The following is a 26,038-nucleotide window of genomic DNA, read 5'->3' on the forward strand; positions in this document are numbered from 1 at the left end:
GCTGGAGGTCGCGGCGGCGGGGCTGTCGATGGTGACACTCTGATCCTCGAGGTCGCGCTCGGGTTCTCCGAACCCGGACAGTGGGCCTCGTACTCCGGTCTTGGCGCCCGAGCCCGATGGTGGCGCCCCGCACTCAGGAAGGTACGCACCCCTTCTCGGCACACCCGAAGCGATGGTCAATATCGCTGCGGACACATCGCCCGCAGCTCAATCGGTTCTGGTCGGTTCGTCCGCCCAGAGCGAGTTCACGGAGCAACTTCCCAGCTCAGCGTCCGGCCGTGGAGGAGACGTCATGAGTCTGAACAGCTCCGAACACGCTTTCATGCCTCCACAACCCGAGGAAGACCCGGCTGCTGACGCGCAGCCCGGGGCGATTCCGACCCTGTTCGTCTCGCGTGCCTGCGGCGCGCGAGCCATACGCCATTGAGCCTGGACGACGTCATCACCGCTCCAGGGACACAGACAAGTCCACCTGGCAGGACATCATCGTGAACGAGGGCATCCTCGATCTCACCGAGCTCGCGGAGCACTGAACCGCACAAGCGGGTGCGCTGGCCAACGCACGGGGTCAACTCCAAGACCGGGCCGACATCGCCGGAGGAGTTGCTTCGACGCCGAGAAGCAACTCCGAACGACTCCAGGTACAACCCGGGGCGGCGACAGTTCATGTCCCCGCGGCGCCCCATCCCATGCGCCCATCCGGGTTCCCGCAAGACGGGGACGCCCTCGCGAGCCACCACCCTGACATTGTGGCCGTCCAGTCCCAGACGGTGGCACGGAGCGATCTGGACGCTGCCGAACGCCAGATCGTCCAGAACTGGCGCGACGCAGGACGCCACCTGCGGAACACCGACCTGGTGTCACGCTCCTGGGGGCGACTCCGTGCCCGACGCGGTCATCGACCAGGAAACCCAGGTCGGCTGGGCCGGGCCTCCTCAAAAGGGTGCCCTCGACCCCACCAGACAAGGCACGCAAGACCCTCACCTTGGTTGATGAGTATGAACCACGGTGCCCACGCTGCTCCGTACCATGGGCGCGGGGCGCCACCGGACTCGGAGGAAGGTATCGACGGATGATCGACTTCACGAACGCCAGTTACGCCAAGCTCGGGCCATGGGATCCGCGGGCAGCGCAGGACGAGCTCGCCGACGTCTTGGGCCAAGGTGAACAGATCCTGCTCGCATTCAAGGGCATTCGTGACTCCGTGACATTCACGAGCAAGCGGATCATCGCCCTCAACGTCCAAGGCATGACCGGTAAGAAGAAGGACTACACCTCATTGCCCTACAAGCGCGTCCAGGCGTTCTCCACCGAGACGGCCGGTTCGTTCGACCTGGACTCTGAGCTGGACCTGTGGTTCAGCGGCTTGGGCAAGGTGCGCCTGGAGTTCAACCGCGGCGTCGACATCCGCGGGCTCGGGAGGCTCCTGGCCGACTACTGCCTGTGAGTGACTGACAGCACCTCTCGGATCCAGGATCGTCGCCCAGCAACGGCAGGGGCGCCGCCCTCGTCGACCGGGGTGACCTCCCCGACGGGGGCACGGCCGCCTACGGGACGCCCCGGCCCCCGCCGCGCCGCCCCGTACCCTGTACCTATTCCCTACCCCGGAAGGCGCCCGCATGCTCCAGCTCCGCAACGTCCGCAAGTCCTACACGGTCGCGGACTTCACGCAGGTGGCGCTGGACGACGTGTCGATCTCCTTCCGCGACTGCGAGTTCGTCGCGGTCCTGGGGCCCTCCGGTTCGGGCAAGACCACCCTGCTCAACGTCGTCGGCGGGCTCGACCACTACGACGCCGGTGACCTGGTCATCGACGGTGTCTCGACCAGGCAGTTCCGGGACGGGGACTGGGACACCTACCGCAACAACCGCATCGGCTTCGTCTTCCAGAGCTACAACCTCATCCCCCACCAGAGTGTGCTGGCCAATGTGGAGCTGGCCCTCACCCTCTCCGGGGTGGGGCGTGCGGAACGCCGCGAGCGCGCCACCCGGGCCTTGGAGGACGTGGGCCTGGGGGAGCACGTCCACAAGCTGCCCAGCCAGCTCTCGGGTGGGCAGATGCAGCGCGTGGCCATCGCCCGTGCCCTCATCAACGATCCCGAGATCGTGCTGGCCGACGAGCCCACGGGCGCGCTGGACTCGACGACGAGCGTGCAGGTCATGGACCTGCTCTCGGGGATCGCCCGCGACCGCCTGGTCGTCATGGTCACCCACAACCCCGAGCTCGCCGAGCAGTACGCGACCCGCACCGTCACCCTGCGGGACGGTGAGGTCGTCGACGACACGCGTCCCTTCGACCCCACGGCCGGGGCCGGGGACGCGAGGGACGCGAAGCCTGTGCGCCGCACGTCCATGTCCTTCCCCACCGCGCTGTCCCTGTCGTTCCGCAATCTCATGACGAAGCGGGGCCGCACGCTCATGACGGCCTTCGCGGGCAGCATCGGGATCATCGGCATCGCGACGATTCTCTCCCTGGCCAACGGCGTCAACGGCTACATCAAGAGCGTGGAGGAGGAGACCCTCAGCGTCTACCCCCTGACGATCCAGAGCCAGGGCCTGGACATGACCTCCCTCCTGGCGGGATCCGCGGGGAGCGGGGGTGGCGGGGAGGACGGCAACGGGGACGAGGGCGACGCGGGCGGTCCGGCCGACGGGGACGAGGGCGACCAGCCCTCCTCCGGGGCCGGGGAGATCCCCGAGGTGTCCACGATCGGCACGATGTTCGCCGGAGTGGGGACCAATGACCTCGCCTCCCTCAAGCGGTTCCTCGACGGTGACGGCGGGGGCATCGAGGAGTTCGCGAACTCGATCGAGTACACCTACGACGTCACGCCCCAGATCTTCCAGTCCGACACCTCCTCCGGAGTGCGACAGGTGAACCCGGACGCCACCTTCGCGCCCCTGGGTCTCGGTTCCGCCGGGTCCCAGAGCTCGCTGCTCTCCTCCTACATGAGCACCAGCGTCTTCCACCAGCTCATGAGCGACCGATCGCTGGTCGAGGGTCAGTACGACGTCGTCGCCGGGCACTGGCCCGACAGTGCTGACGAGACCCTGGTGGTGCTCCTGCCCGACGGCGGGATCTCGGACTTCATGCTCTACGCGATGGGGCTGCGCGACGCCTCCGAGCTGGACCGGATGGTCGCCGAGGTGGCGGAGGGCAAGGACGTGTCGACCCCGGTCGCCTCCGGCACCCTCACGGCCCGACAGATCCTGGACACGACCTTCAGGGTGGTCGACGCCACCGACTACTACGTCCACGACGACACCTACGACGTGTGGATGGACAGGAGCGGGAACCAGGACCACCTCCGGAGCCTCGTCGAGGACGGCGAGCCCCTGCGCATCTCCGGGATCGTGCGCCAGAAGCCCGAGGTCCGGGCCGCAGCGCTGCAACCGGGCATCTACTACACACCCGCACTGACCGAGCGCATCAGTGAGCGTGCTTCCCGCAGTGGGATCGTGCGGGACCAGCTCGCACATCCATCGGTGGACGTCTTCACGGGCCGGACGTTCGCGGAGGAGAACGCGGGGACGGGGGCGGGATCGGGCGAGGACGTCGACCTGGGCTCCCTCATCACCGTGGACCAGGAGGCCCTGGCGAGGGCCTTCACCTTCGACGGGTCCGCCCTCGCCCTCGATGCCTCCGCCCTGGACCTCTCCGGGCTCGACCTCAGCGGGCTGGTGGGGGCCGGGGACCTGGCCGGCGTGGACCTGTCGGGGCTGGACCTGTCCCACATCAGCATCGACGCCACGCAATTGCCGGAGCTCGACCTGGGGCAGGTGGCCGCGGGCGTGGACGTCGAGGACCTGCTCTCCGGGATCGACCTCGGGGAGGTCCTCGCCGGGGTGGACTACGACGCCGTCCTGGGGGACCTGGGCGAGCAGGTGACCAGCGAGCAGGCACAGGAGTTGGCCGCGAACCTCGCCCGGGGGTTCGCCGAGTACTGCGCGCAGGGTGTGGCGGAACCCGACTCGGGCATCGACTGCGCCGCGGACCCGCGCGCCGCCTTCCAGGAGTTCCTGGACTCCCCCGCCGGCCGGGACATCCAGGAGCAGAACCGGCAGGCGATCGAGGAACTGACCTCGGCACTCGAGGGCGCCGGCCAGGAGCTCAGTGACCAGGTGCTCGCCCGTCTGGGACAGGCGATCCAGGAGCAGGTCGCAGCCTCGGGCGACCAGCTGCAGGCTCAGCTCACCGCCGCCATGCAGGACTACATGCAGCGCGCCACGCAGGCCTACATGACTCAGCTCTCGACACAGCTGTCCACCCAGATCGGCTCCCAGCTGCGCCAGCAACTGGGAGCGCAGGTGGACCAGATGTCCTCACGGCTCCAGGGGACCCTGCAGGCGCAACTGGGGTCCGCGATGACCTCTGCGGCCACCCGCATCGCCGAGAACATGTCGGGTGCGATGGGGATCGACGAGGACGCACTGCGCGGGGCGTTCCGCTTCGACATGGACCAGGAGGAACTCTCCGAGTTGCTCGTCTCCCTGATCTCCTCACGCCAGGCGTCCCTGGAGGGCAACCTCGCCACGCTCGGCCACGCCGACCCCGACAAGCCCTTCGCGATCGCCCTCTACCCCAAGGACTTCGAGTCCAAGGGTGCCATCATCGACATCCTCGACACCTACAACGCCGACATGGAGGCCGCGGGTCAGGAGGACAAGGCCATCACGTACACCGACATCGTCGGGACGCTGATGTCATCGGTGACCACCATCATCGATGTCGTGACCTATGTGCTGACCGCGTTCGTGGCGATCTCCCTGGTGGTCTCCTCGATCATGATCGGCGTCATCACCTACATCTCGGTGCTGGAGCGCAAGAAGGAGATCGGGATCCTCCGCTCGATCGGGGCCAGCAAGCGGGACATCCGACGGGTGTTCAACGCGGAGACGGTCATCGTGGGGCTGGTGGCCGGTCTCATGGGGATCGGTGTCACCCTCCTGCTCACCATCCCCGCCAATGCCGTCGTCGATGCGAGGTACCACATCGCCAATGTCGCCCAATTGCCGTGGGTGGCCGGTGTCGCCCTCGTGGGGATCTCCATGGGTCTGACGTTCCTCGCCGGCCTCCTCCCCTCCTCGGCGGCCTCACGCAGTGACCCCGTCGAAGCCCTCCGCAGCGAGTGACCCTCCCGCCTCGGCGAAGTCCGCTCTGTTCCGGGCACGAAGTCCGCTCTGTTCCGGGCACGAAGTCCGCTCTGTTCCGGGCACGAAGTCCGTCCTGTTCCGGGCTCGAAGTCCGTCCTGTTCCGGGCACGAAGTCCGTCCTGTTCCGGGCACGAAGTCCGTCCTGTTCCGGGCACGAAGTCCGTCCTCAGAGGCGTGAGGTCCGTACCCACGCAGCCGGTCCTCGGGCCTTCCACCAACCAGAGATCACCTGCGGGGTCAACACCGTGGGCACCCGACAGCGCTCCTCGTATCGACCGCTCCGACCACGCGCAACTGAGGCATACCCTGAGGGCAGTGACCGAGGGGAACACTTCGGCCGTCGCACGCGTTGGCCGACAACTGCGTGCCCGTGATCCATCCACCGCGAACACAGGGACACACGATGAAGGTCAGTGCCGGGTTCATGCAGTTCAGTCAGCGGTTTCCCCAGACAGCCGAAGCGCACATGGCATTCGTCAGGGCCAAGGCCATCGAGTCGGCGCTGGATTCCAAGACGAACCACCTTGCCTATGTGGCTGTGCTCTGCGCAGCCGGAATGTCCGGAGGTCTGGAGTTCCACGTCGGCCTGGCAAGACAGGCCGGTGCCTCTGACGACGAGATCCGATCCGCCGCGTTGGTGGGGATGCAAGCAGTCGGTCTGGGAGTCCTCGATGGATTTGCCTCCGTCTGCGCAGCCCTGGAGGCAGACGTTGAGCAGCCTCACTGACCTGCCGGAGATCGGCGCTGTGACCGCGAGCCAGCTGGTCGCGGTCGGCATTGAGGACGCCGATGCCCTACGTGAGGTGGGAGCGCTGGAGGCGTTTGTCCGGATCCGGGAGCAGCTCGATCCCGGCGCATGCCTCCAGCTGTTCACAGGTCTGGAATGCGCGGTACGCGGCATCAGAGCGAAGCAACTCTCGCCGGATGACAGAGCAGATCTGCGCGCGCGTTTCCGTGCCCTGCCGCCTCTTCCCTAGGACCGAGCACACCGGCAACTCACGACGCCCCCTCCTCGTCGCGCAGCACGATACTGACGCGCCTTCGGAACGGACCTCGGCGGGAGAGGTCGGACGGACCTCTGCCGGAGTGGCAGGTGGCTTCGGTGAGGGACAGGAGATGCCAGACGGATCTGGACAGACCTCAAGCCCTGATCAGGACGGACTTCAGGGTCCGAACAGAGCGGACTTCGACCTCCGAACAGAGCGGACTTCGACCTCCGAACAGAGCGGACTTCGAGGTCCGAACAGAGCGGACTTCGGCAAGGGGGGGAGGAGGGTCAGGAGGGCCAGATGCCGGAGGTGGCGCGGCGGTGGGACCCGACCAGGTGCGTGTCGACGATCCCGATGGCCTCCATCAGGGCGAACGCCGTCGTCGGCCCCACGAACCGGAATCCGTGGGCCTTGAGGTCACGCGCCAGGGCCACCGACTCCGGGGACCGCGTGGGCACCTCCGCCAGCGTCCGCGGCCGGGGTGTCCCCTCCGGGCGGTGGGACCACACCAGGTCCACCAGGCCACCCTCCTCCCGCAACGCCACCGTCGCCCGCGCGTTCACGAGGGTCGCGGTGATCTTCGCGCGGTTGCGCACGATGCGCGCATCCGACATGAGGCGCTCGACATCGGCCTCCCCGAAGGCAGCGACACTCTCGGCGTCGAAGTCGGCGAAGGCCTCCCGGAAGGCAGGTCTCTTGCGCAGGATCGTCACCCAGGACAGACCCGACTGGAATGCCTCCAGACTCAGGCGTTCGAACACCCCGCGCTCGTCGCGCACCGGCATGCCCCACTCGGTGTCGTAGTACTCCCGCAGCAGGGGGTCACTCGCCGCCCACACGGGCCGCGCCAGGCCGTCACTGCCCACGACCAGGCCGGACGCCGCCGTGTCCGGGTCCCCCTGTCCGGGCGTCATGACCTCGCCGGAGTCGACCCGCCCTCGTCCGCGACACCCACCCCACTGGATCCCGCGCCGCGGGCGCCCGGCCCGGGATAGGGACTGCCGACCCTCTGGTGGCGTGCGGCCTCCCGGCGCACGGCTGCGGGCAGGCGGACCCGGCGCAGGCGCCGGTGCAGGATCGCCAGGGCGGTGTCGCGGTACTGGGCGGTGCGGTTGAGGGAGCCGAGCGTGCGGTCGGAGCCGAGGTGGACGAAGGTGCAGGGGACCTCCACCAAGGTGAAGCCGTCCACCAGGAGGTCGATGGTCATGCCGACCTCGATGCCGTACCCGGTGGAGAAGGGGATCGCGGCGTTGAGCGCCTCCCGCGTCAGGCAGCGTTCCTCCGACAGGGGCGCCTGGGGCTCCCACCCGGTCGCCGACCGGATCGAGGAGCGCGCGAAGTTCTCCGCCAGGCTGCGGCCCACGGAGGGATCGGTGGCGGGGGGTGCGGCACAGGCGCAGTCCGCCATGCCCGTCATCACGGCCTCGACCAGGGCTGAGGCCTCCACCGCGGACTCGCCGAGGTCGGCGGAGAGGAGCAGGAGCAGGCGGGGCGGCCAGTCGGCGCGGTCGCGCATGGCGACCACCTTGACCCCGGTCTCCAGCGCGGATGCCCGACCGCGCGGCACGGAGTGACGCACCACGACGGCTCCGGCGAGGCGCGCGTTGCGTCCGGTGTCGTCGTCCGAGCCGTCGTCGACGACCACCAGCAGGTCGACCCCGGGGATGGCGCGGCAGGACCGCACGGTCGAGGCGATGTCGAGGCCGGCATTGTGGGCACAGATGATGGCTGCCACCCTTTGGGGGGCCGACGTGCTGCCGCGACGCACGCCCTCGACGCCGGACGGATTCACGCCCTCAAGATTACCCGCTCTTTGCCCGTGCCGCGGGCCCGTCTCAACGAATGGTGACCTGCCGTGACACCAGGCCCTCGCGGGCACGACGCTCCTCCGGGGTCAGCGCCGTGGTGACCGCGAGCGCCTCCGTCAGGGCCGCAGCCAGGGCGGCCGCATCGTCGGCGACCTCCTCAGGGCCCACACCGTCGGGGATCTCGAAGACGGGGATCGCGATGCCGCAGGCACGGAAGGCCCCCACGAAACGCGACCCCTCCCCCATGCGCGCAGCGCCCGCGGCCTGGAGGCGGGCCAGGGCCGTGAACAGCTTCGACTCGTCCACGTCGGTGACGTAGCGGACGAAGGTGCGGTTCATCTCGCACCAGTACATGCCGGGGACCCCGGGGACGGCGGCCGTGGGCACCACGTCGGCACGGTTCTGCTCCAGGGCCTGCTCCATCTCGCGGGTGAGCTCGGAGGTCGGGTCGAACCAGTAGCCGAAGTCCTCCCGGATCTCCATCTCCGGGACGACCGTGTCGTCGAGGACGTCTTGGAGGCGGGGAGCGGGGTCGCGGACGTCGAAGGTGACGGTGCCCTCCCCGCCCTCGTCGGCGCGTACGAGGGCGGCCAGCAGCGCGCCGGCCGCGTCGTGGGAGAGGTCCCCGGAGTGGAAGCGCGTCTGGAGTGCCACGAGGATGCGCCCGTCGGGACGCACCATCGCGGGATGCCCGTCGGGGAGCAGGGTGACGAAGTCGAACTCGCGCCCGCCGTGGTCGGCGTCAGTGCGCGCCGTCATCACCGCGCAGGGGATGATCTCCCGCATGGCGACGAGCTCGACCTCGGCGGCGAGACCCTGGTAGGGGCGGTCCACGAAGGGGATCGGGGCGCGGTACGCGGGACGGGTGGCGGCGTTGGTGACCTTCTTGCGGCGACTGGCTTTTCCCATGGCCGCCAGACTACCGCGAAGGCATGGCTGCCGAGGTGACGGCGGCCCGTGCGACGTCGCCGACCCGGGGACGAGGGCGGACCAGCACCACCACCAGCTCAGATGCACAGTCGGACACGTGGTCGGGCGGGACCGGGCGGGACACTGTCCGTCGACCTCCCCGACTTCGCTCGCCGTAGTACGTCAGACGTAGTACGCTTGCCGTATCCGTTCCGGTGGGAACTCGCGACCGGAACAGGACCACGAGGATCCGGACACCAGGATCCCGACACCGCGGCCCGGTCACCCGGACCGGACACCGTGACCGCCCGCCCGGGCCACACCGGACGACCCGGTCGGGCCACACCGCAGGAGGGGCCGATGATCAGCGCCGACGCCATCCGTGGCTACGTGGACATCATGATCCTCTCCGTCCTGCGCACTGCCCCCTCCTACGCCTACGAACTCGCCCACACCATCTCCGAGGTCTCCGAGGGCGAGTACACGATCAAGCAGACCACCCTCTACTCAGCCGTCAAGCGCCTCGAGGCCTCCGGCCTGGTCGAGTCCTATCCGGGTCTCTCGCCCTCGGGCAAGCCGCGCACCTACTACCGCCTCACCCCAGCGGGCTCGTCCGCCCTCGTCGAGAAGTGCGAGGAGTGGGCGGCGACGAAGTCCGTCGTCGACCGCTTCGTGAAAGGAATCCTCTGATGGACGTCATCGTCGCCTACCTCGAGACCATGTTCTCCCCCTACCCGGCCACGCCCCGCCTGGAGGAGGCCAAGGCGGAACTGCGCGCCATGATGGAGGACAAGTACTCCGAGCTGCTCGCCCAGGGCCGTTCCCACAACGAGGCCGTGGGTCAGGTGATCACCGAGTTCGGCAACCTCGACGAGCTCGCCCCCGTCCTCGGGATCTCCTCGGACCTGCGCGCAGGTCCCACGCCGGGCGCCACCGGGGTCCCGGACGGCTCGGGACCCGTCGGCACCCCCCACCGCCCGGACTCCCCGGCAGCGCCGTACCGGACCGACTCCACGGCCCCGGGGGGAACGGGCACGCCGACGGGAGCGACACCCGGCACGCCCGCCGGCCCGCAGGCCCCGGCATCCCCTCCCACACCCGTCCACCCCGTCGTCACCCTGGAGGAGGCACAGGCCTTCGCCGACGCCCGCCACCGCACCCGCTGGTCGCTGGCCTGCGCCGTCGCCCTCTTCGTCATCAGCCCCGTCGTCCTGGTCGTGCTGTCCACGATGTCGGGGAGTCCCCTGCTCCGCATGGACGACACCCTGGTGACGGGGACCGGGATCGGGGTGCTCCTGCTCCTCGTCGTCGCCGGCGTGTCCCTGCTGATCCGACGCAACCAGGAGCTGGCCCCCTTCGAACGCCTCAGTGAGGGCGAGTTCACCCGCGACCCAGCGGTCTCGGCGTGGGCGCAGCAGCTGCGCGCAGCGTCGGAGCCCCGACGCACCACCGCCCTCATGGTTGCCGTGGCCCTGTGGATCCTCTGCGCGGTCCCGACCATCGCGGGAGGGCTCATCTCCGACCACAGTGCGGCATGGGCGGACGCGGCACCCGGGATCGGGGTGGGCCTCACCCTCGTCATGGTGGCGCTCGGCCTGCTGGTCCTGCTGCCCGCGTCGTGGGCGCACTCGGTCGCCGAGGTCCTCACCGACGAGGGCGACCTCCCCTCCGGTCAGCCCGAACAGCGCGGATCCCGCCTGGTCGGCGCCTTCGCCGCCGCCTACTGGCCACTGCTGACGGCGGTCTTCCTGGCGTGGAGCTTCCTCGGGAATGCGTGGGACCGCTCCTGGCTGATCTGGCCCCTGGGTGCCCTCGTCTTCGCCGCGATCGCGGGTGGCATCGGGGCGTGGCAGTCACGGCGCAACTGAGGGGGAGGGGTCGGCATATGCTCGTCCCCGTCACCCCCGTGCACGGAAGGACCCGCGGTGCAGCGCTACGACCTCGACCCCGACGAGCTGGAGACCTACGCCCCCGACATCCCCGAGCCCGTCGACCTCGACGGGTTCTGGTCCCGGACCCTGGCGGAGCACCCCTTCGACCCCGCGGCCATGCGGTGGCAGCGCCTCGACTCCCCCTTCACGACGGTGGAGGTCCATGACCTCGCCTTCCCCGGGTACGGGGGCGACCCGGTGCGCGCCTGGGTGACCCTGCCGGCGGGTGCCAGCGGCCCACTGCCGGCCGTCGTGGAGTTCCTCGGGTACGGCGGGGGCCGGGGACTTCCCGGGGACCACCTGCAGTGGGCCAGCGCGGGATTCGTCCATCTGCTCATGGACACCCGCGGTCAGGGAGCCTCCTGGGGGGACGGTGGGGCGACCGCAGACCCCCACGGCACCGGCACCTCCACGCCCGGGTTCATGACCCGAGGCATCGAGTCCCCCGAGACCTACTACTACCGCCGTGTCTACGTCGACGCCCACCACGCGGTCGAGGCGGCCGCCGCCCTGCCCTGGGTGGACCCCACACGCATCGCCGTCCAGGGCATCAGCCAGGGCGGCGGGCTCACGATCGCCGCCGCCGCCCTCAACCACCGCGTGGTCGCGGCCATGCCGGACGTGCCCTTCCTCTGCCACTTCCGCCGCGCCGTGGGCCTGACCGGCGGCGACCCCTACGGGGAGATCGCCCGCTACCTGTCGGTGATGCGGGGGAGGGAGTCGGCGGTCTTCTCGACGCTGTCCTACTTCGACGGGGCCCTCCTCGCCGCGCGGGCGACGGCCCCCGCCCTCTTCTCCACCGCGCTCATGGACTCCACCTGCCCGCCCTCCACCGTCTTCGCCGCGCGCAACCGCTGGGGAGGGGAGGCGGAGATCGTCGTCTACCCCTTCAACGACCACGAGGGCGGCCAGGGTCACCAGTGGCTGAGGCAGGTGGGGTGGCTGAGGGAGCGCCTGGAGGACGCGGACACCGCGGCGGACCACGCCTGAGGGGCTTCAGGCGACGCGGTGGAGCTGGGCCCCACCGGCTGCGTCGCCGGTGCAGTGCCGCTACCGGCCACCCGGGCGGTCGCCACGGCTGCGGGCGATGAGGGAACGGTAGACGCCCTCGTAGCCGCGTGCCATCACGGGCAGGTCGAAGTGCTCGCGGACCCACGCGCGGCACGCACGGGGGTCGAGATCCTCCGCGCGGGCGATGGCGGCGGGCAGGTCGGAGACCTCGTCGACGATGATCCCGGTGCGCCCGTCGTCGACCACCTCGGGCACGGAGCCGCGGCGCGTGGCCACGACGGGCGTCCCGCACGCCATGGCCTCGGCCATGACCATGCCGAAGGGCTCCTCCCACTGGATGGGGAAGAGGAGGCAGGCGGCGTGCTCGTAGAGGCGGCGCTTGAGCACCGCGTCCGCCTCGCCCACGTAGTCGACGTCCTCACCGAGGCGGGGCCGGATCTCCCGGTCGAAGTACTCACGCTCGGCGGGCTCGTTGAGCTTGCCCGCCAGGACGATCCTGCGCCCCGCGGCGCGGGCCGCGTCGATGGCGAGGTGGGGTGCCTTGTCCTCGCAGAAGCGACCGATCCACACCACGTCGCGCCCCTTGTCGGCGCTGAAGGGGAAGGACGTGACGTCGACGGCGTTGTGGACCGTGCCCACCCAGTTCAGGTGCGGGTTCGCCCGGCGCTGGGCATCGGAGATCGCCACGACGCCGACACTGGACCCGAGCCTGCCGTAGTAGTCCCCGTTCTCACCGTCCACCGGCCCGTGCATGGTCACCACGGTCGGGACGGAACGTCCGCGGGCGAGCAGTGGACCCGCCAGGCTGTGGTCGTGGACGATGTCGAGGTCGAGGTCCTCCAGGGCCTCGGCGGCCTGCGCGGCGTCGATGACCTCCGGCATGGCGGAGCTCCCCAGCTCCTGGGAGGGCGGGGTGGCGTACACCTGGACGAAGTGGGAGGCACGGGTCCGGGCCGGCCCGGAGGCGACGAGGGTGACCTCGTGGCCGAGGTCGACGAGCTGGTCCACGAGGGCGCCCACGACGGCCTCGGTGCCGCCGTACCCCTGCGGGGGGACCTCGAACCACGGTGGGGCGACGATCCCGATGCGCAGGGGCCCGTCCTCCCCCGACCCCGCCTGACCGTCCAGCCTGTGCATCCCCGTCACGGACTCTGCCCCGGACACCATTCCTCCTCCGTCTGGTCCATCGCAGGAGGGGCGCGGGGCACCGTGTCCCGGCAGTCCACCCACCTGCTCGGTGCCTGTGCATCGTAACGCCGATATCCTGTACCATCAAAGACAGGTTTTCTCCAGTGGGCTGTGAAGGTCTTGATGCGTGATGTCCGATCAGGGAACTGCCGGTGCTGCGGGAGCCGCCTCCCGTCCGGAGGAACCGTCCCCCGGCCCGGACGACGTCGGGGGGGCCACGGGGACGGCGGACGACCCGGGGTCGCCCTCGTCCCCCATCGACTCCGACGAGACGCGCCCGCGGGGTCTGCGCTCGACGGACTCCGCGCAGTCGACGCTGGTGGGAGGGTCCTCGTTCTGCGTGTCCGGCCAGCGCGGGGACATCGGCGACGCCCCTGCCGAGGGGTTCTTCGTCCGTGACACCCGGGTCCTGTCCCGGTGGCAGCTCCTGGTCGACGGCTCCCCCCTGGAGGCCCTGGCCACGCTGCCCCAGGAACCCTACGAGTGCCTCTTCGTGGGCCGGGCCCCCACGCGCCCCGGCCGTCTGGAGCCCACCGTGGTCGTCGAACGCCACCGCCTGGTGGCCAGCGGCATGCGCGAGGACCTCACCGTGCACAACTTCGGGCCCGAGGCGGTCGGACTCGACCTCACCCTCTCGGTGGACTCCGACTTCGCCGACCTCTTCGAGGTCAAGGAGAACCGCGCACCCGCGAGCGCGCGCCGGGTGGAGCGCCGGGTGGAGGGGTCCTCCCTGGTGCTCTGGTACGACAACGGCATGACCCAGCGCGGTGTGCGCGTGACGGCCCGGGGCGCCCACGCCGTCCCCGGGGCCCTCGTCATGCGCGCGGTCGTCGCCCCCCAGTCCTCCTGGTCCACCACGGTGGAGGCGCTGACCTCGGTGCAGGGCCACGAGCAGGAGCCCGACTTCCCCATCGACCGACCGCTCGAGGCCGCCCCGCCCGCCCGGAAGATGCGGGGCTGGCGGGAGGACACCGCCACCTTCTCCGTGGAGAACACCGTCCTGGCCCACGCGCTGGACGTGTCCCGGCGTGACCTGGGGGCACTGCGGATCACCTATCCGGACCACCCCGAGGACGAGGTCGTCGCGGCCGGGGCCCCCTGGTTCATGACCCTCTTCGGGCGTGACTCCCTGCTGACCAGCTGGATGACCCTGCCCTTCGCCCCACGTCTGGCCATGGGGACGCTGCGGACCCTCGCCCGGCTGCAGGGACGCAGCGTGGACCCCATGAGCGAGGAGCAGCCCGGCAAGATCCTCCACGAGCTCCGGCTCGGCACCGACCCGTCCCAGGCCCTGGGTGGGGCGAGCGTCTACTACGGCTCCATCGACTCCACCCCGCTGTTCGTGATGGTGGCCGGTCGGCTCCTGCGCTGGGGCATCCCCGCTGCGGAGCTGTCCTCCCTGCGCGGGCCCGTCGAGGCGGCCCTGCGGTGGATCGACGAGTACGGGGACCGCGACGGCGACGGGTTCGTGGAGTACCAGCGTTCCACCGACCGGGGGCTCCTCAACCAGGGGTGGAAGGACAGCGGGGACTCAGTGGTCATGCCCGACGGGCGCCTCGCCAGGGCCCCCATCGCCCTGGCGGAGGTCCAGGGGTACTGCCACGCCGCGTTCCTCGCGGGGGCGGACCTCGAGGAGGCGTGGGGTGACGCGGACGCAGCCGCACGTCTGCGGGTCCGGGCCGCGCGCCTGCGGGCCGACTTCCACCGCGCCTTCTGGGACGAGTCCACGGGGTTCCTCGCCATGGCCCTGGACGGGGACAAGAACCGCGTCGCCTCGGTGACCTCCAACATCGGCCACTGCCTGTGGACGGGCATCGTCGACGACTCGCTGGTCGACCGGGTCGTCGGACGGCTCATGGCACCCGACATGTTCTCCGGCTTCGGGATCCGGACCCTCTCTGCGGACTCCTGCGCCTTCAACCCCGCGAGCTACCACTGCGGGTCCGTGTGGCCCCACGACACCGTGATCTGCGCGGCGGGGATGGCGGCCTGCGGCCACCGCGAGGAGGCCCTCAGCGTCGTGCGCGGCCTCCTCGACGCCGTGGAGGCCTTCGACGGCCGGCTCCCGGAGCTCTTCTGCGGTTTCGCGCGCTCCGAGCTGGCCACCCCGGTCCCCTACCCGACCTCCTGCTCGCCGCAGGCCTGGGCGGCGGCGACACCCTACGAGATGCTGCGGCTGGCCATCGGGTTGGACGTCGACGTCCCGCGCGGGTTCGTCGACGTGGCACCGACGCCACGTTCGGTCGGGGACGTCCTCGTGCGCAGACTGCCCGTCGACGGGGGCCAGGTCCGGATCGAGGCGGGGCCCGCACGTGCGGAGGTGCACGGACTGGGCTCCGGGCTGAGGGTGCGGGGGCACGAGGCATGACCGGGCACGAGTCCCCCTCCGAGGCGCTCGAGGACCGTCGGCGTCCCCTCTACACCATCGGACAGGTGGCCGAACTGCTGGGCACCGGGCAGCCGGCCGTACGCCGGCTCGAGGACCTGCACTTCGTCTCACCGGTGCGCTCACAGGGCGGCCACCGCCGCTACTCCCGTGAGGACCTCGAGACCCTCCACGAGGTCACCGAGCTCTCCCGGGAGGGGATCACCCCCGCGGGCATCCACCGAATCCTCGAGCTGCGCGCCCGGGTGCGCGAGCTCGAGGAGGAACTGCGGACCACCCGGGGTGGGACACCCGCACTCACCGGCACCGGCGCGGGCACGGGCACGGGCACGGGGGACCATCACCCCTGAGGTGGTGGGACCGCCCGTGGAGGACAATGGCTCCACGACGACCTGATGTGGAGGACGACATGAAGATCCTGGTCACCGAGATGACCCGACTCGGGCCCCTGAACCTGCCCGAGGGTGTCGTGGCGGTCCCCTTCGACGAGCGCCAGCGCGTCCCCGCCGAGCACCGCGATGCCGAGGCGGTCGTCCTGTGGGGGCAGTACCCCGACCTCCGCGTCTTCTTCGCCGACCTGCCGCACCTGCGCTGGATCCAGACTCTTGCCGCCGGCCCCGACAGGATCCTGGCCCTGGACCTCCCCCGTGACATCGTCATCACCAACGGGGAGCACTTCCACGACGACACGGTCGCCGAACACGCCCTCGCCCTCGCCCTCGCGAACCTGCGGCGGATCCCCGACTGCCTCACCGCCCAGGCCGCGCACCGCTGGGACTCCACCCTCGGCGGGATCCAGCCGCTGCACCCCGCCGACAGGGTCACCACCCTGTGGGAGTCGAACGTGGTCGTGTGGGGCTTCGGGGCGATCGGCCAGGTGGCGGCTCAGCGCTTCGCGGCGCTCGGCGCCCACGTCACCGGCATCGCCCACTCCTCCGGCGAGCGCGCCGGGTTCCCCGTCGTGGCGGTGGACGAGGCCGACGCCGCGCTGCGCGCGGCGGACGTCCTCGTCATGGTCCTCCCCTCGCACCCCGACACCCACCACGCCCTGGACGCCCGGGTGCTGGACCTCCTGCCCGACCACACCCAGGTCGTCAACGTCGGCCGTGGCAGCACGGTCGACGAGGTGGCCCTGGTCGAGGCGCTGCGTGAGGGAAGGATCGGTGCGGCGGCACTCGACGTCACCGAGGTCGAACCACTCCCGGCGGACTCGCCCCTGTGGGACGCCCCGCACCTGCTCATCACCCCTCACGCGGCGGGTGGGCGGCCGGTGGGCGTCGAGGAGAGGATCGCCCACAACGTGCGCGCCCTGCTGGGTCTCGGCGGGGACATGATCGGTGTGGTGGCGCGGTGACGTCGCGGTGAGGTCACCGTCCGGCGGAGGTCACCACCCCGACCGGCACGCGACGGAGGACCGGTCCGGGAGAGCGGGCGCCCGCTTCCTCGGGCCCCTCGACCCCGTGGACTGGCATCCCCGGCGCGTGACGGTCGCCGGGACCTCGGGCACCGGCAAGACGACCCTCTCCCGTTCGATCGGGGCACGCCTGGGCCTCCCGATGACGGAGATCGACGCCCTCTTCCACGGGCCGGGCTGGCAGCCCCGTCCGAGCTTCGTGGCGGACGTGGAGGCGGTGGTCTCCGGCCCGGAGTGGGTCATCGAGTGGCAGTACCGGGTGGTACGGGAGCGCATCGCGGACCGGGCAGACACGCTGGTGTGGCTCGACCTGCCGGTGCGCGTCACCATGTGGCGCGTCGTGCGCCGGACGGTGGTCAGGCGCCTGCGCCGCACGGAGTTGTGGAACGGCAACACCGAGCCGCCCCTGTGGACCTTCCTCACCGACCGCGACCACATCGTGCGCTGGGCCTGGGCGCACCGCCACACCCTGCGCGGTCGCATCCCGGAGGTGGCGACGGTCCGTCCGGACCTGCACGTCATCAGGCTGCGGTCGCAGCGGGAGGTGGACCGGTGGATGGCGGGGCTCCGCCCCTGAACCTGCGGGGTCTCGGACCTGCGGGGTGCCGGCGCGATGCCTGCGGGATGCCTCCGGGGTGGGACCGACACCGTCGTCGACCCCACCCCGGTGGCACCCGACCGGACCGGGATCTCAGGCCCAGGGGTCCACGAGGATGCGGATCGGGTTGCCGACCTTCTTCTCCAGGTGCTCGATCCCGGTGGCGATGTCGGTGAGGGGCACGACCTCCGTGACCGACTCGTGCAGGTCGAGACGCCCGTACTTCAGCATCTCGGCGAGCATCCCAATGTCCTGGTTCTGGTAGCCGATGTGGCCGAGCACCTGCTTGGACTTCAGGTTGAACTCCAGGAAGGTCCCCAGGTTCATGTCCTGGACCGACATGCCGACCGTGACGACCTTGCCGTGGTTGTCGAGGACGGACACGGCCTGGCGCAGCGTGGGCTGGATGCCGACGGCGTCGAAGGCGACGTCGATCATGCGACCGCCCGTGGCCCTGGTGACCTCGTCGACCAGGTTCGGGTCGTCGCTGCGGAAGACGTGGTCCGCCCCGAGTCTCAGGGCCCGCTCCAGGGCGTAGTCGTCGATGTCGAACCCGATCAGGGGGACGGCACCGGCCAGCCGCGCGAGCTGGATGATGTGGGTGCCGACACCGCCCAGGCCCCACACGCCGACCGCATTGCCGGGATGGACCTTCCCCGTGCGGACCACGGCGCCGAAGGGGGTGGACACGGCGTCGGCGAGGATCGCGGCCTGCTTCATGTCGACCTCGTCGGGGATCCGCGTCAGGCCCATCGCCTGGGCGATGGTGTACTGCGCCCAGGCCCCGTCGTAGGCGAAGGCCATGAGGTGGAGGTCCAGACAGTTCGTGAAGTCCCCCCGCCGGCAGCGGCGGCACACCAGGCAGGGTCGGCCGGCCGAGGGGATGACCCGGTCGCCGACCTCCCACCCCGACACCCCGGCACCGAGGGCGTCGATCACCCCGGCGGCCTCGTGGCCCTGCGTCACCACCGGCAGCTGTGCCGGGAAATGGCCGCTGATCAGCGACAGGTCGGAGTGGCAGATCCCGCAGTACGCCACCTTGATCCGCACCTGTCCGGGCCCGGGCTCGGGGACGGGGACCTCCTCGACGGTCACCTCCCCCGTGTCCGAGTGGAACCGTTCAGCGAGCATCGTGTCGGCCATACGATCACTTCCTTGTCATCATGGGACGGCCGTTGCCCACCGATACTAGGACTCAAGTCCCACTTCCCGTGACGGCATCGGACACCGGTGACTGTGACCCGCGCCACGCCCCGTCGTCGGCGCCCCGCCCGGACGGTGACTTCCGGACCGGCGGTGGCACCCGGACCGGCGGTGACCTCTCGGTCCGGAGGTCGGCGTCCTCAGTCCGACAGCCGCTCCGGGTCCTCCAGGCTGAAGGAGTCCGCGGGCAGCGCCACCGCGACCGGGAGGAGCTGCTCGACCACTGCGGTGTAGAACTCCGCGACATCGGCCAGCGCGCCACCGGGCCCCACCTCGGCCCACAGCTCCTCGAGGGTGGGCCAGGACAGCTCCCGGCTCTCACCCTCGCCGGTCGCGTGGCGGGGAGCCTGGTCCGTGACGAAGGCGTAGCCCAGGTCGGTGTGGAGGTGGTCCCCGGGCAGTCTGTGCGTGTTGACCTGGAACGGCGTGGGGTGGCGGACCGCGCCGTGGGCCTCGATGTCCAGGGGCACCACCTGGAGCACGGCGAGCTGGTCGAGGTCGTAACCCGACTCCTCCACCACCTCGTGGGCCAGGGCCGACCACGGTGTCTCGGCGAGCTCGACGTGCCCCCCGACCTGCATGAGGCGCCCCAGTTTCCTGTGCCGGTGCACGAGGACCCGGGGAGCACCCAGGTCCGTGCGGACGATGTAGGCGCTGCAGGTGAGGTCGTGCTGACCGGGGGAGGTGTGGATGTGGGGCACGAGCGCGAGGCTACCCGGACCGGCGTCCGTCCCGCACGCCGACGGGCGGGACCTGACGGCGCAGGCGCCGGGTGGGGGCGCGCACGCCCCGCGCCCCCACCCGGCCGACCCCTGCGGGATCCCTCAGGACCGCTCCGCGGCCCCGCCCTCGTCGACGACGATCCACGCGGCCCGGTTCGGTTCGAGGTCGAACTCACCCCGCGCCGCGGCCTCCACCACGGATGCGGGTGCCTCCACGGTCCCCGACAGGAGCGCGACCCTTCCCCGGACCGGCACCCGCAGCGGCGTGACACCGGTGTTGAGCGCGACCACGACGTCACCGTTGCGGGCGACGACGAGGTCCTGGTGGGCATCGACCCAGGTCAACGTGCCCGCCGGGAGCTCGAGCTCCCTCCTGAGGGCGATGGTGCGGCGGTACTCGTGCAGCGGCGACCCGGGATCGGCCAGCTCCGTGTCGACGGCGAAGCGTCCCCAGTCGGCAGGCTGGGGCAGCCACGGCTCCTCACCCGCGCCGAAGCCGAAGTGGGGGGCGTCCGCCACCCAGGGCAGGGGGACGCGGCACCCGTCGCGTCCCCGCACCCGGTGCCCGGAGCGCAACCAGGTCGGGTCCTTGCGTGCCTCGTCGGGCAGCCGGGTCGCCTCGGGCAGGCCCAGCTCCTCACCGTTGTAGACGTACATCGACCCCGGCAGTCCCATGAGGAAGCTGGTCAGCGCCAGTGCGCGGCGCAGGCCGATCTCCTCGTCAGGCTGGGGGTCCGTGACGCCGATACCGGTGGCGGTTGAGGACCCGTAGGGGTAGCCGAGCCGCGTCGCGTGGCGGACCACGTCATGGTTGGAGAGCACCCAGGTGTTGACCGCCCCCACCGAGGCGTTGGAGGCCAACGTGCGGGCGATGGTCCAGCGCAGCTCGATGGCGTCCCACCCGCACTTGAGGACGTCGAAGTTGAAGGCCTGGCTCATCTCGTCGGATCGGACGTAGGCCGCGATGCGATCCGGGTCGTCCACCCAGGCCTCGGCGACGAGCATCCGGTCCCGGCCGTACTCGTCGAAGACGCGGCGCCACTCCCGGTAGATCTCGTGGACGCCGTCCTGGTCGAAGTACGGACCGGCATCGGGAGCCTTCTCCACGCGTCCCTTCCCGCCGGCAGCCACGTAGGAGAACCGGTCGGGACCGATCTGGTCATCGGGCAGGCCCTGGGCCTTGACCAGGCCGTGAGCGACGTCGACACGGAAGCCGTCGACCCCCCGGTCCAGCCAGAAACGGAAGTAGCGCTGGAACTCCTCGTGGACGTCCTGGTTGTCCCAGTTGAGGTCGGGCTGGTGGACGTCGAAGAGGTGCAGGTACCACCATCCCCTGTCCTCCTCGTGGCCCGTCACCTCCTCGACGCGGGTCCAGGCCGACCCACCGAACATCGACCCCCAGTTGTTGGGAGGGACGTCCCCACTCTCGCGGAACATGTAGCGATCGCGTTCGGGGGAGCCGGGTGCGGCTGCCAGGGCCTCCTGGAACCACACGTGGTCGGAGGAGGTGTGGTTGGGGACCACGTCGATGATGATCCGCATCCCCAGTCCGTGTGCGCGTCGGAGGACCTCGTCGAACTCCTCCAACGTCCCGTACTCGGGGTTGATGTCGAAGTAGTCGGAGACGTCGTAGCCGTTGTCCCACTGGGGGGAGGGGTAGAAGGGGGAGAACCAGATCGCGTCGACACCCAGGTCGTGGAGGTGGTCGAGGCGGTCCAGGACACCGCGGAGGTCCCCGATGCCGTCACCGTTGCCGTCGGCGAAGGAACGCGGGTAGATCTGGTAGATCAGCGCGGTCCGCCACCAGTCGGACGCCGCATTGGGTCCGGTGACGGGTTCCGTGGTGGGGATGCCTGGGGTTTCGCTCATGGGTGGGTGACGCGCCTTCCGTGATCGGGATCGGGTGTGGTGGGTTTGGGTGTCCCCGGCGACCGGGGGTGGGGGCCGGCCCCGGGAGGGGATGTCGAGCCCGGCCAGGCGTCGGGACCCGGCGGGGCCGCGTCCGGGGACCGACGAGGGCGGGCACCGTCCTCCCGGTGTCGGGGCGGACGAGGGCGCCCCCGTCCCCGCGGACACCGGGGCCGGGTCGCCGGACCCGGCCCCGGACCCGCGGGTGCAGGTCCCCGGGACCTCAGGACTTGACGCCGCCGGCGGCCAGGCCGGCGACGATGCGCCTCTGGAAGAAGAGCACGAGGAGGATCAGTGGGATCGTGACGACGATGCCCGCCGCCATCTGGGACCCGTAGGGGGTCTCGAACTGCGAGGCCCCACCGAACTTCGACAGTGCCACGGGCGCGGTCTGCATCCTCGGGTTGTTGACCATGGTGGACGCGATGAGGAACTCGTTCCACGCGTTGATGAACACGATGATCGCCGTGGTGAAGATGCCCGGTGCCGCCAGGGGCAGGATGATCTTGCGGAACGCCTGCCACGGTGTGCACCCGTCGACCATCGCCGCCTGCTCGAGTTCGCGGGGCATCTGGCGGAAGAAGGTGTTGAGGTTCCACACCGCCAGCGGCAGGGCGAAGGACAGGTAGGGGACGATGAGCGCCTGGTAGGTGTTGATCCAGTTCCAGTCGGTGAACAACCGCAGCAGCGGGACGATGATCGCCACCAGGGGGAACATCGAGGTCGCCACGACCAGCGTGAGCAGGACCCCCTTGCCGGGGAACTCGAGGCGGGCCAGGGCGTAGGCGGCGAAGGTCGCCACGATCAGGGAGATCACGGTGGTCACCAGTGACACGATCGCGGAGTTGATGAGCGCCTGGCCGAACTGGCGGCCCGGGTCGAACACCGACGCGAAGTTCTCGAAGGAGACGACCGTCGGCCACCAACTGGTCTGGAAGATGTCCTGGGGACGTCTCAGGGAGGAGACGAGCATCCAGTAGAACGGGGCCAGGCAGTAGACGAGGATGAGGCCGATGCCGAGCACCGAGCCCACATTGCCCAGGATGATGCGCTTGGGGGACTCCGCCTTCGTGCTCATGACCGCGCTCCTTCACTGCCGGCGATGTCCTGCGCCAGTGCCTTCTCCGCTGCTAGGACCTCTCCGGGTGAGGCCGGACCGTCCTCGCCCTCGTGCCCGGTGGGGCGCTTCCTGCGCCGTCGGAAGATCCTCAGCTTCCTGTTCCCTCCGTCGTCCCCCGAGCCGATGACATCGGCGCCGAGGAGCCTGATGAAGGCGAAGGCGATGATGAAGATGTAGAGGAAGAGGATGATCGCGTAGGCCGCCGCCGACCCGTACCTGACGTTCGAGGCCTCGTCCTGGACGAGCATCGAGAGCGTCTCCACCGAGGGCTTGCGGGCGCCGATGAGGATGTAGGGCAGGTCGTACATCCTCAGCGCGTCCAGGGCGCGGAAGAGGACGGCGACGACCAGGGCGGGCTTGACCAGGGGGAGGGTGATGCGGGTGAAGCGCTGCCACACCCCGGCCCCGTCGATCTTGGCCGCCTCGTAGACCTCGTCGGGGATCACCTGGAGGCCCGCCAGGGTGAGGAGCCCGATGAAGGGCGCCGTCTTCCAGACGTCGGCGATGATGACGGCGAACTTCGCGGACCAGTCGCCGGTGGACCAGAGGATCTGCGTGCCGAGCAGCGCGTTGGCGGCGCCGTGGGCGTCGAAGATCCACTTCCACAGGACTGCGGACACCGCGGTGGGCACGGCCCAGGGAATGAGGATGGCGGCACGCACGATGCCACGCCCACGCATGGCCTTGTGCATGATCAACGCCATGATCACGCCCAGGAACGTCTCCAGGACCACCGTCACCACTCCGAAGAGGGTCGTGTTCCAGGCGGCATTCCAGAACCGGGCGCCGTTGGCGGTGAAGATGGTCGCATAGTTGGCCAGTCCGACGAACGGCGCGGTGTCGGAGTAGAAGCCCTCCTCGTCCATGCCGGCGACCCCGAAGAAGGAGTCCCTGACCGCCATGATGATGGGAAAGACGATGACGACCACGATCACCAGGACCGTGGGGAGGACCAGGAGCACGCCGGTCCGGCGTTCCTGGCTCACACGTTTGGAGAACCCGTGCCGTTCGTGCGGCTTCAGGGCCGCCACGGCAGGTGCGGTTGACACGACACTCGCTTCCTTTCAGTCGCCTGGAGGGCGGGGTCCCGGTCCGGGTGCTGCGCCCGGACCGGGACCCCCTCCCACTGAGGATCCTCGGGCCGACGGCCTCAGCTGCCGCTGCCCAGGGCTGCGAGCTTCTCGTCCAGGTCCTTCAGGGCATCCGCAGGCGTGACCTGCCCCTGGAGGGTCGGCCACAGCGAGTCCTGGATGGCCGCGGTCGTGTCGCCGTACTGAACGGCCCGCGGACGCGGGACCGCGTTCTTGATGGACCCCTCCAGCGCCGGCAGGTACGGGAAGTCCTTGATGTTCGTCTCGTCCTCGTAGAGCTCGGTCCACACGGGAGCGAGGGAGGCCTCCTTCAGCTGGGTCTGCTGCTGCTCTCCGTCCGTGTACCACTTGACGAACTCCAGGGCGCTAGCCTTGTTCTTGCAGTAGCTGGAGATACCCAGGTTGTGACCACCCAGGGAGGACACGCCGGGCTTGCCGTCCACAGAGGGGAGGGAGGTGAAGCCGAAGGCGTCGTCACCGATGGCCTTCTGGGTCAGGGAGTACTGGTAGGGCCAGTTGCGGTAGAAGATGATGCGCCCCGCCTCGAAGGCGGCACGCCCCTCCTCCTCCTTGTAGGTCAGGGCCTCCTGGGGGATGAACCCGGACTTGAAGCCGTCGACCAGGCGCTGGAGCCCGGCCTCGGACTCGGCGGAGGCGGCCGCGGGCTTGAGGTCACTGTCGAGGATCACGCCGCCGCTGGTGTTGATCGCCTCGGCGACGTTGACCGTGAAGCCCTCGTACTTGTAGAACTGGCCCGCGTACCCGCCGATGCTGGAGTACTCGGGGAGCGCCTTGACCTTCTCCCAGTCCGCCTCCATGTCCTCCCAGCTGGTCGGTGCCTCGGTGATGCCGGCCTTGGCGAGGATGTCCTTGCGGTAATAGAGCAGACCGCCGTCGGAGGAGGCCGGGATCGCGAAGACCTTGTCCCGGTAGGTGCCGGTCTCCCAGACCGCCTCGAGGAACTTGTCCTTCGGGAACTCCGAGGCGGGGAGCTCGTCGATCCAACCGCGCGCGGCGAACTCGGGCACCCAGATGTTGTCGACCGACATCACGCAGTAGGCGTCGGACTTCGTCTGGGCGTTGTTGATCATCGACTGACGCTGCTGGTCGGCCTCGGACGAGAGCTCGATCATGGTGACCTTCTCGTCCGGGTGGGCCTCGTTCCACTTGTCGAGCATCGGCTGGATCGTGCCGCCGTTGTCCTTGCCCTGGACGTAGGTGAAGGGACCCGTTCCCTCGAAGGAACTCGTGGCAGCTCCGCCATCGGAGCCGCTCGCCCCGGACTGGTCACCACCCCCACCGCACGCCGTCAGGACCATGGCCGCTGCCGCGAGGGTCGCCGTGGTTGCGGCGACTGTGCGCTTGGACGTTCGCATTATGCCTCCATCACTTCATCGTGCTGGTCTCGTCACGCGGGATCACGTGACGTGCACCACCGAATGTAAGCGTTTGCAGGGAGTGGGTCAAGCGGGACGGGTTTCGATTGGGTAACGCAGTGCGGGCCACCGCCGGTGGGGCACCGGGTCGGTCCCGCCCCCACCGTGCAGGACCGTGGTACCCGGTCAGGCCGGGGAGACCACGGTTCTCAGCGCGGGACGGAGGTCGTGTGGCCGGGACGCAGCATCCCGTGGACCCTCTGCGTCCCCGACACCGCCCCACCCGCGATCATCCTCAACAGGGAGTCCGCACCCATGCGGCCCTGGAGACCGGGATCCTGGACCACGGTCGTCAGCGGCAGGAGCTCCCGTGGGTACTCCCCGTCGACACCGATGACCGACATGTCGCCGGGCACCCCCAGACCCCTCTCCTCCAGGGCCTGCATCGCCCCGACGGCGATGCAGTCGGCGGCGGCGAACACGGCGGTGATGTCGGGGCGCCTGTCCAGGAGCTCCATCATGGCGTCGTGGCCCCCGGAGATGTCGAAGTAGGAGTTCTCGACCAGGTCGGCCTCGGGGTCGACACCGGCTCCGAACATCGCCTGTCTCCAGCCCTCCATGCGCGCCCCCGCCGGCATGTTGGGGCTGATCTCGTCCAGTGCGCCCGTGATGTGGCCGATCGCGGTGTGGCCGAGTTCGAGGAGGTGCTGGGTGGCCATCACCCCCACCTCCACGTCGTCGAGGGTCACGGACGCCAGTGGCGGGTTCGCGTTGCCGACCACCACGACGGGCACCCCCAGGGTCTCCACGTCCTCGATCTCCTCACCCACCAGGGGAAGGGAGATGACGAGGACGCCGTCCACGCGACGGCGCAGGGGGTCGATGTCGATGGAGAAGTGCGGCTTCCCGCGCACGTACTCCACCGAGTGGACCATCGTGGCGACACCCTTGGCCTGGAGTCGGCGCTGCGCCCCCTCCAGGACGCTGGAGGGGAACCACTCGTCGAAGTCGGGCACCACGAGCGCAACCATGCCGGTGCGCCCGGTCGCCAACGCCTGCGCGGAGGGGGAGACGACGTAGCCGAGTTCCTCGGCGGCGGCGAGGACCTTCCGACGGGACTGGTCCGACACGTTGGAGAGCCCGCGCAGCGCGCGCGACACGGTCGCGGTGGACACCCCTGCCCTGGCGGCGACGTCATCGATCGTCGATCCCATGGCGCGAGCGTATCGCG

The 26,038-nt window shown here is 70.1% G+C and carries 22 protein-coding genes; 11 read left to right on the forward strand and 11 right to left on the reverse strand.

All coding sequences use genetic code 11. The features are described 5' to 3' along the window. Nucleotides 1-1,072 precede the first annotated feature (1,072 nt). From BQ9890_RS11035 to BQ9890_RS11050, 4 genes are all read left to right on the forward strand, one after another. Nucleotides 1,073-1,447 carry a PH domain-containing protein gene (locus tag BQ9890_RS11035; protein ID WP_075891520.1) on the forward strand — a complete coding sequence of 125 codons (375 nt, stop codon included), beginning with the start codon at nt 1,073-1,075 and terminating at the stop codon, nt 1,445-1,447. 172 nt (nt 1,448-1,619) lie between these two features. Further along, nucleotides 1,620-5,132, forward strand: coding sequence for an ATP-binding cassette domain-containing protein (locus BQ9890_RS11040; protein WP_075891522.1), 3,513 nt, complete (start codon nt 1,620-1,622; stop codon nt 5,130-5,132). 424 nt (nt 5,133-5,556) lie between these two features. Next, the gene (locus tag BQ9890_RS11045; RefSeq protein WP_075891524.1) at nt 5,557-5,880 is read left to right on the forward strand and encodes a carboxymuconolactone decarboxylase family protein; all 324 of its coding nucleotides are present in this window, start codon (nt 5,557-5,559) and stop codon (nt 5,878-5,880) included. Beyond that, nucleotides 5,864-6,130: a TfoX/Sxy family DNA transformation protein gene (locus BQ9890_RS11050; RefSeq protein WP_230297910.1), complete on the forward strand. Its 267-nt coding sequence runs from the start codon at nt 5,864-5,866 to the stop codon at nt 6,128-6,130. The genes BQ9890_RS11045 and BQ9890_RS11050 overlap by 17 nt, the downstream gene beginning before the upstream one ends. A 299-nt stretch (nt 6,131-6,429) precedes the next feature. Here the strand turns inward: BQ9890_RS11050 and BQ9890_RS11055 are convergent, their stop codons facing one another. Genes BQ9890_RS11055 through BQ9890_RS11065 form a run of 3 tightly spaced genes read right to left on the reverse strand, consistent with a single transcriptional unit; the run spans nt 6,430 to nt 8,859 of the window. Further along, on the reverse strand, nt 6,430-7,056 hold the full coding sequence (locus BQ9890_RS11055) for a DNA-3-methyladenine glycosylase I (RefSeq protein WP_075891528.1): 627 nt from the start codon (nt 7,054-7,056) through the stop codon (nt 6,430-6,432). Beyond that, nucleotides 7,053-7,934, reverse strand: a complete 882-nt coding sequence (locus tag BQ9890_RS11060; RefSeq protein ID WP_075891530.1) for a glycosyltransferase — start codon at nt 7,932-7,934, stop codon at nt 7,053-7,055. The genes BQ9890_RS11055 and BQ9890_RS11060 overlap by 4 nt, the downstream gene beginning before the upstream one ends. 43 nt (nt 7,935-7,977) lie before the next feature. Continuing rightward, nucleotides 7,978-8,859 carry a DUF5926 family protein gene (locus BQ9890_RS11065; RefSeq protein ID WP_075891532.1) on the reverse strand — a complete coding sequence of 294 codons (882 nt, stop codon included), beginning with the start codon at nt 8,857-8,859 and terminating at the stop codon, nt 7,978-7,980. Nucleotides 8,860-9,219: 360 nt separating this feature from the next. Between BQ9890_RS11065 and BQ9890_RS11070 the strand changes: the two genes are divergently transcribed. Genes BQ9890_RS11070 through BQ9890_RS11080 form a run of 3 tightly spaced genes read left to right on the forward strand, consistent with a single transcriptional unit; the run spans nt 9,220 to nt 11,780 of the window. Further along, nucleotides 9,220-9,549: a PadR family transcriptional regulator gene (locus BQ9890_RS11070; RefSeq protein ID WP_075891534.1), complete on the forward strand. Its 330-nt coding sequence runs from the start codon at nt 9,220-9,222 to the stop codon at nt 9,547-9,549. Then, nucleotides 9,549-10,727, forward strand: coding sequence for a permease prefix domain 1-containing protein (locus BQ9890_RS16615; protein ID WP_075891536.1), 1,179 nt, complete (start codon nt 9,549-9,551; stop codon nt 10,725-10,727). The genes BQ9890_RS11070 and BQ9890_RS16615 overlap by 1 nt, the downstream gene beginning before the upstream one ends. Nucleotides 10,728-10,784: 57 nt before the next feature. Further along, on the forward strand, nt 10,785-11,780 hold the full coding sequence (locus tag BQ9890_RS11080; RefSeq protein WP_075891538.1) for an acetylxylan esterase: 996 nt from the start codon (nt 10,785-10,787) through the stop codon (nt 11,778-11,780). 60 nt (nt 11,781-11,840) lie between these two features. On the opposite strand, the gene BQ9890_RS11085 is transcribed toward BQ9890_RS11080, so the two are convergent. Next, on the reverse strand, nt 11,841-12,968 hold the full coding sequence (locus BQ9890_RS11085; RefSeq protein ID WP_078062402.1) for a glycosyltransferase family 4 protein: 1,128 nt from the start codon (nt 12,966-12,968) through the stop codon (nt 11,841-11,843). A 151-nt stretch (nt 12,969-13,119) separates the two neighbouring features. On the opposite strand from BQ9890_RS11085, the gene BQ9890_RS11090 reads away from it, so the two are divergent. The 4 genes from BQ9890_RS11090 (at nt 13,120) to BQ9890_RS11105 (ending at nt 17,366) form a co-directional block, all read left to right on the forward strand. Beyond that, nucleotides 13,120-15,357 carry an amylo-alpha-1,6-glucosidase gene (locus tag BQ9890_RS11090; RefSeq protein ID WP_143226320.1) on the forward strand — a complete coding sequence of 746 codons (2,238 nt, stop codon included), beginning with the start codon at nt 13,120-13,122 and terminating at the stop codon, nt 15,355-15,357. Further along, nucleotides 15,354-15,725 carry a MerR family transcriptional regulator gene (locus BQ9890_RS11095; RefSeq protein ID WP_075891540.1) on the forward strand — a complete coding sequence of 124 codons (372 nt, stop codon included), beginning with the start codon at nt 15,354-15,356 and terminating at the stop codon, nt 15,723-15,725. The genes BQ9890_RS11090 and BQ9890_RS11095 overlap by 4 nt, the downstream gene beginning before the upstream one ends. Nucleotides 15,726-15,784: 59 nt before the next feature. Next, entirely contained in the window at nt 15,785-16,729 is a 945-nt protein-coding gene (locus BQ9890_RS11100; protein WP_075893096.1) for an NAD(P)-dependent oxidoreductase, read from the forward strand. A 106-nt stretch (nt 16,730-16,835) separates the two neighbouring features. Beyond that, nucleotides 16,836-17,366, forward strand: a complete 531-nt coding sequence (locus tag BQ9890_RS11105) for a P-loop NTPase family protein (protein WP_075893098.1) — start codon at nt 16,836-16,838, stop codon at nt 17,364-17,366. A gap of 114 nt (nt 17,367-17,480) precedes the next feature. On the opposite strand, the gene BQ9890_RS11110 is transcribed toward BQ9890_RS11105, so the two are convergent. The 7 genes from BQ9890_RS11110 to BQ9890_RS11140 all read right to left on the reverse strand — a co-directional run bounded on the left by BQ9890_RS11110 (nt 17,481) and on the right by BQ9890_RS11140 (nt 26,021). Continuing rightward, complete coding sequence (locus BQ9890_RS11110) at nt 17,481-18,530, reverse strand: zinc-binding dehydrogenase (RefSeq protein WP_043534819.1); 1,050 nt, start codon at nt 18,528-18,530, stop codon at nt 17,481-17,483. 200 nt (nt 18,531-18,730) lie between these two features. Further along, nucleotides 18,731-19,291, reverse strand: coding sequence for an NUDIX domain-containing protein (locus BQ9890_RS11115; protein WP_075891542.1), 561 nt, complete (start codon nt 19,289-19,291; stop codon nt 18,731-18,733). 123 nt (nt 19,292-19,414) lie between these two features. Then, nucleotides 19,415-21,181 (reverse strand): glycoside hydrolase family 13 protein, encoded by a 1,767-nt coding sequence (locus BQ9890_RS11120; RefSeq protein ID WP_075891544.1) that lies wholly within the window; start codon nt 21,179-21,181, stop codon nt 19,415-19,417. Nucleotides 21,182-21,443: 262 nt separating this feature from the next. After that, nucleotides 21,444-22,298: a carbohydrate ABC transporter permease gene (locus BQ9890_RS11125; protein WP_075891546.1), complete on the reverse strand. Its 855-nt coding sequence runs from the start codon at nt 22,296-22,298 to the stop codon at nt 21,444-21,446. After that, entirely contained in the window at nt 22,295-23,389 is a 1,095-nt protein-coding gene (locus tag BQ9890_RS11130) for a carbohydrate ABC transporter permease (RefSeq protein ID WP_396142689.1), read from the reverse strand. The genes BQ9890_RS11125 and BQ9890_RS11130 overlap by 4 nt, the downstream gene beginning before the upstream one ends. Nucleotides 23,390-23,490: 101 nt before the next feature. Continuing rightward, on the reverse strand, nt 23,491-24,807 hold the full coding sequence (locus tag BQ9890_RS11135; protein ID WP_075891548.1) for an ABC transporter substrate-binding protein: 1,317 nt from the start codon (nt 24,805-24,807) through the stop codon (nt 23,491-23,493). A 209-nt stretch (nt 24,808-25,016) separates the two neighbouring features. Further along, nucleotides 25,017-26,021, reverse strand: coding sequence for a LacI family DNA-binding transcriptional regulator (locus BQ9890_RS11140; RefSeq protein ID WP_075891550.1), 1,005 nt, complete (start codon nt 26,019-26,021; stop codon nt 25,017-25,019). Nucleotides 26,022-26,038 lie beyond the last annotated feature (17 nt).

It is taken from the genome of Actinomyces provencensis (genome assembly GCF_900155435.1).
GTDB classification, from domain to species: Bacteria; Actinomycetota; Actinomycetes; order Actinomycetales; family Actinomycetaceae; genus Pauljensenia; species Pauljensenia provencensis.